Origin of the sequence: Pseudomaricurvus sp., from assembly GCF_965662505.1 — a bacterium.
Lineage (GTDB): Bacteria > Pseudomonadota > Gammaproteobacteria > Pseudomonadales > Cellvibrionaceae > Pseudomaricurvus.
On sequence record NZ_CBFIHX010000189.1, the window covers coordinates 1 to 4,763 of the forward strand.

The 4,763-nt window shown below is 51.6% G+C and carries 5 protein-coding genes; 2 read left to right on the top strand and 3 right to left on the bottom strand.

All coding sequences use genetic code 11. From position 1 onward, the window contains the following. A partial coding sequence (locus ACTG33_RS16270; RefSeq protein WP_439136275.1) for a S1 RNA-binding domain-containing protein occupies nt 1-481 on the bottom strand: 481 nt, incomplete at its 3' end. Between the two features lie 815 nt (nt 482-1,296). Between ACTG33_RS16270 and rluC the strand changes: the two genes are divergently transcribed. Together rluC and ACTG33_RS16280 are read left to right on the top strand one after the other, a co-directional pair. Beyond that, on the top strand, nt 1,297-2,301 hold the full coding sequence (rluC, locus tag ACTG33_RS16275) for a 23S rRNA pseudouridine(955/2504/2580) synthase RluC (RefSeq protein WP_439136276.1): 1,005 nt from the start codon (nt 1,297-1,299) through the stop codon (nt 2,299-2,301). Between the two features lie 67 nt (nt 2,302-2,368). Then, nucleotides 2,369-3,001, top strand: coding sequence for an HAD family hydrolase (locus ACTG33_RS16280; RefSeq protein ID WP_439136277.1), 633 nt, complete (start codon nt 2,369-2,371; stop codon nt 2,999-3,001). 15 nt (nt 3,002-3,016) lie between these two features. On the opposite strand, the gene ACTG33_RS16285 is transcribed toward ACTG33_RS16280, so the two are convergent. Continuing rightward, on the bottom strand, nt 3,017-3,856 hold the full coding sequence (locus tag ACTG33_RS16285; protein WP_439136278.1) for a secretin N-terminal domain-containing protein: 840 nt from the start codon (nt 3,854-3,856) through the stop codon (nt 3,017-3,019). Between the two features lie 153 nt (nt 3,857-4,009). Then, the gene (locus tag ACTG33_RS16290) at nt 4,010-4,561 is read right to left on the bottom strand and encodes a hypothetical protein (RefSeq protein WP_439136279.1); all 552 of its coding nucleotides are present in this window, start codon (nt 4,559-4,561) and stop codon (nt 4,010-4,012) included. Nucleotides 4,562-4,763: the final 202 nt, after the last annotated feature.

Below are 4,763 nucleotides of genomic sequence, written 5' to 3' on the forward strand. Positions count from 1 at the left end.
CTTCGATCTTGCTCAGGGCATCGCGCAGTTCAGCACGATCTTCACCGTCGATACGGCGGGAAATACCACCGGCACGAGGGGTGTTTGGCATCAATACCAGGTAGCGACCGGCCAGGCTGATAAAGGTAGTCAGTGCTGCGCCTTTGTTGCCGCGTTCTTCTTTGTCGACCTGTACAACAATTTCCTGGCCTTCTTTCAGGACATCCTTAATGCGGACGCGACCATCAATTTCACCGGGGGATTTACTGAAGTACTGGCGGGAGATTTCTTTGAGGGGGAGGAAGCCGTGACGCTCAGCGCCATAATCGACAAAAGCAGCTTCCAGACTTGGCTCGATGCGAGTGATTTTGCCTTTGTAGATGTTGGCTTTTTTCTGCTCGCGGAGACGGTTTTCAATATCGAGATCATACAGCCATTGGCCGTCGACCAGTGCTACGCGCAACTCTTCGGGTTGAGTTGCATTAATTAACATTCTTTTCATGTGTTACCTGAATGGTTAGCACACAAAGAGAGGGTTTTCCGCTGAAGAGAGTGGGAGATCAGCCTCGCGTTCACCAATCGCTGCCGAGTCAATTATTTGTTTTGAGCATCTGGCTGGCCTCTTATGCGCTGGGCGCATGGGCGGATCAGATGGTCGCCTTAAACAATTACTCTGGCTCGAATAGTCGGCTGTTGGGTAATCAGTTCAATAAACAGTATATATTCAGGCGCAAATTCCGTATTCGGAGGGCGCTATGAGCTATTCTGCTTGTTGGTTTCCGTCACCATGGACTCTGTTTTACTCTGGCTGACTTAAGCCGGAGTCTTGAATGCAGGCGGGTCTGATGTGCAGAGTAGTATAAATTCAGGGCGGTTAGGCCACTGTGTGTAATTACTGCTGCGTATATTTCAGATGCGCCTGCATCCGAATGAGTATCTCTTAATCACGATCTTTTGCGGATGACCCGCTACAATGTGGGCGGTTGTCATCGGACACCCGAGGTTTGGGGCCAAGTTCTGCGGCCTTTTCATCGTCGTTGGTGTCGTTGTCTTGTGGGGCTGACTGGAAGGGGGGTGATATCACCAGGCTTTTCGCATTCCGACTTCCACTATCTAAGCCCTGTCTGTCAGCGGTATTTCCTAGCAACACGCCTTCTTTTGCGGTGTCCGGAAACCTGCCTGTGCAGACTGGTGGACTATAGCAATATTCTCCCAGACCTTCAAATAATGAAGGTATTTGACTGAAGTTAAAGGATTTTTAGGGGATTGGACCATGGAGTTTCGGGTGGAAGTCATGAAAACAGGTATAATGCGCCCATGAAAAAACACACCGAAACTTCGGTCACTAGTGGCCAAACACTCTCGCCTAAAGTCCAGTTTGTCGAAATAGACGACGATCGGGCTGGACAGCGTATCGATAATTTTTTGCTTGGGCAGCTAAAAGGTGTGCCCAAGAGTCTGATTTACCGGATATTGCGAAAAGGCGAGGTTCGGGTCAATAAAGGCAGAATCAAGGCAGAATACAAATTGAAGGCTGGCGATGTGGTCAGGATTCCGCCTGTGCGCATGCCTGACAGTAAGGTTTTGCCTGACGCCAGTGAGCAACTGAAAGAGTTGTTGGCGGGATCGATCCTGTTTGAAAACAAAGGTCTGATTATTCTGAACAAGCCTTCCGGCCTGGCAGTTCATGGTGGTAGCGGCATTAATCTGGGATTGATTGAGGTGCTGCGACAGATGCGCCCCGAGGATCGCCATCTGGAATTGGTGCATCGACTGGACCGTGATACCTCAGGTTGCATCATGATTGCCAAGAAGCGCAGCATGTTGCGCTACCTGCATCAGCAGCTGCGCGAAGGTCACATCCAAAAGTACTATCACGCCCTCGTAGAAGGTCGCTGGCCTAACCGCTGCAAAGAAGTCAGTGCACCGCTGAAAAAGAACGAAGTCAGTAGCGGCGAACGTATCGTCAAGGTGGATCCAGAGGGCAAGCAGTCGTTGACACACTTTAAGGTGTTGCGACGCTACGTGGGCTCTACTCTGGTTGAGGCCAAGCCTATTACTGGCCGAACCCATCAAATTCGGGTACATGCGCAGTATCAGGGACATGGTCTGGTGGGCGACCCCAAGTACGGCAATGACGAATTCAACAAAGAAATGAAGGCCAAGGGGTTTAATCGTCTGTTTCTGCATGCTGCAGCTTTATCGTTGCTATTGCCCGACGAAACCAAAAAGATCCGGGTGGAAGCCCCACTGGACGAGCGGCTTGCCATCCCCTTATCTCACTTAACGCCAGCGGATCACGGAAACACGCCTGCAGACTGACCACGCTTGCAAACTGACCCACGTCTACAAACTGACCCACGTCTACAAACTGATATAGAGTATCAATATGTTCTTTATTTTCGATTGGGATGGAACCCTTTGTGACTCAACAGCCAAGATTGTCAGCTGTATGCACCAGGCCGCCAGCGCGCAAGGTCTGCCTTCGCTGACTGACGCAGAGGTGCAGAATATTATTGGTCTCGGTCTGCCGGAGGCGATTCAAACCCTGTATCCAGAGTTGGAGATTGACGGTGTTCAAGCCATGAGAATGGCTTATGCGGACCATTTTATCGCCGCTGACAGCGAGCCTTCGCGCCTGTTTGCCAATTCGGTCAATACGTTGGAGCAATTGCTTAATGCCGGTCATCACATTGCAGTGGCAACAGGGAAGAGCAGGGCGGGATTGGACCGTGTGCTTACCTCGGTAGGCATGGCGGATGTGTTTCACGCTACCCGTTGTTCAGACGAAACAGCGTCCAAACCGCATCCATTAATGCTCCATGAGTTACTGGCCGAACTGAAGGTGCCCGCAGAAGAGGCGGTGATGATTGGCGATACTGAATTTGATATGGAAATGGCACGACGAGCGGACATGCGACGTATCGCTGTGGATTACGGTGCGCACCACATTTCTCGTCTGACGCCTTATGAGCCGGTTCTCTGCGCCTCGGACATCAGCGATATATTAAGTGTCCTCTAATTAGAGCCGGGCTTCTTACCGGCTTTTCTCAATTTTCAATTGTAAATTCAGGCTTTCACGGTTGTTGACGCTCTGTCGATCCACGATGCCGCTGGACTGAGTGTTATTCCCCTGTAGTGTCGAGCCCAGATCAACCCATTGCCCCAGAGGGGCGGTGATGGTTGAGTGATATCCGGCCGTCTTGATGGTGGGGTTACCGTAGCGCCCCTGGTTGTCATCGACAGATTGTTTGCTGGTGGAAATATCCAGTGTGACCCGATCCGTTCCGCTCAGAGTGGGCGTGACATAAAAACCTGTTACCACAGGTTGGTAGCTTTGTTCGACGCTGCTGCCATAGCGATCTTGATAGCGGGTCAGAAGAGGGATTTGTTGTCCGGTTTCGATGTAGGCTGGATAGCCTTCAACCGCACTCAATTGTTGAGTGGTGCCACTGCTGGAGCGGGTGCTGTACTGCTTTACGGTTACCGAGCTGCTGTGGTGTGAGCCGCTGGATTGGATGCGGCCTGAACCTGAGGATATAGAACCTGAAGGCAGGGGTTTTCCATCCAGAGTCTTTCGTCCTACCTGTATCCCGCCTCCTTGTGAGCTGTTGCCCTGATTGTGGTACTGATAACTGCCATCGATTGAACGACCGTTTTGATTGTTTTGCCCCTGTTGTCGGACGCTGATGCGAAACTGCGCCAGAGGTTGATCGAGTTGCTGAATGAGCGACTTCAGTTGCTTCATCTCTGATGGCGTTGCCCGGACAATCAATTGATTGCCGCTGGCTGTGAGTTGAGTATCCGAACCGGCTACGCCCTGTAAGGCGGGCACGATCAGTTCTGCAGGGCGATGTTGAAGCGAAATCACTTCCATCTGGCGGGAATCTGCAAGCGCGCTCGCGGCACACAGAAGCAAGCAGCAAGTGATGAGGGTTCTGGTTGTAGACGTTATGGTACGCACTTTAGCTCCTCGCTATTGATGTCGATATCCCGGCCGGTCGCTGGTTTTTTCAAAGGCAGGATTTCTTTACAGCGAAAGCGGCCGCAATTCCGCGATTTCTGCGCTTTGCCGCTGCCAAAGCAAAGTGAACTCTTCCAGTAACGCTTTGGCTTCCGGCGCTGCATTGGTGTTGCTGAAACCATCAAATTCACCGTCGTGGTGTTGCAGTAACAGTTGACGCTGATCGACGATAACAAATCCCTGGTTTTCGTTTTGCGGTTCTATTTTGAGTTGCCGAATCTTGATCTTGCTGGTCAGTCTTTTTTGCAGGGCTAACAAGGCGTGGTGTTTGCCAAATAACGGTTTGGGGTCTTTGACCAGTATGCGGACTTCCGCTTGACGGTGGGCTCGAACCAGTGCGCTGAGTGCATCACACACTGCTCGGTTTGCAAATAATGAGTGATCGAGCTGCTGGGAAAGTATGTCTACGTAGCGACGACCGCTCGCCAGCATCTGCTGCAGATGTTTCGCAAAGGCCTCAGGGCCGTGGAGCAGGGTGAGCGAATCGCAAACCTCTGAGGGAATCTCCCTGGCTGAAGTCGGGTTGGCCTGAGGGTTGGCTGTCGTATCCGGATTCATGAGGGGCTCCGGTTGTGTTATTGGTGACCTCTAAGCATGCCACGGTTCCCTCGGCGGGTCACGTGGATCGTCAGAAGGCTATGAGTGATTTAACACTTTGCCGTTTATGGATTATTCGTCGTCTTCAGCGGCAAATAACTGTTGGTTGGCCATCAGCAGGTTCACAACCTGTTGATCTGCTTCGGACTGGATGGCGCTTGCG

What these genes read in the sequence shown, in the direction of transcription:
- ACTG33_RS16285 (WP_439136278.1), bottom strand. Translation starts at nt 3,856, where the DNA reads ATGGAAGTGATTTCGCTTCAACATCGCCCTGCAGAACTGATCGTGCCC.
- rluC (WP_439136276.1), top strand. Translation starts at nt 1,297, where the DNA reads ATGAAAAAACACACCGAAACTTCGGTCACTAGTGGCCAAACACTCTCG.
- ACTG33_RS16290 (WP_439136279.1), bottom strand. Translation starts at nt 4,561, where the DNA reads ATGAATCCGGATACGACAGCCAACCCTCAGGCCAACCCGACTTCAGCC.
- ACTG33_RS16280 (WP_439136277.1), top strand. Translation starts at nt 2,369, where the DNA reads ATGTTCTTTATTTTCGATTGGGATGGAACCCTTTGTGACTCAACAGCC.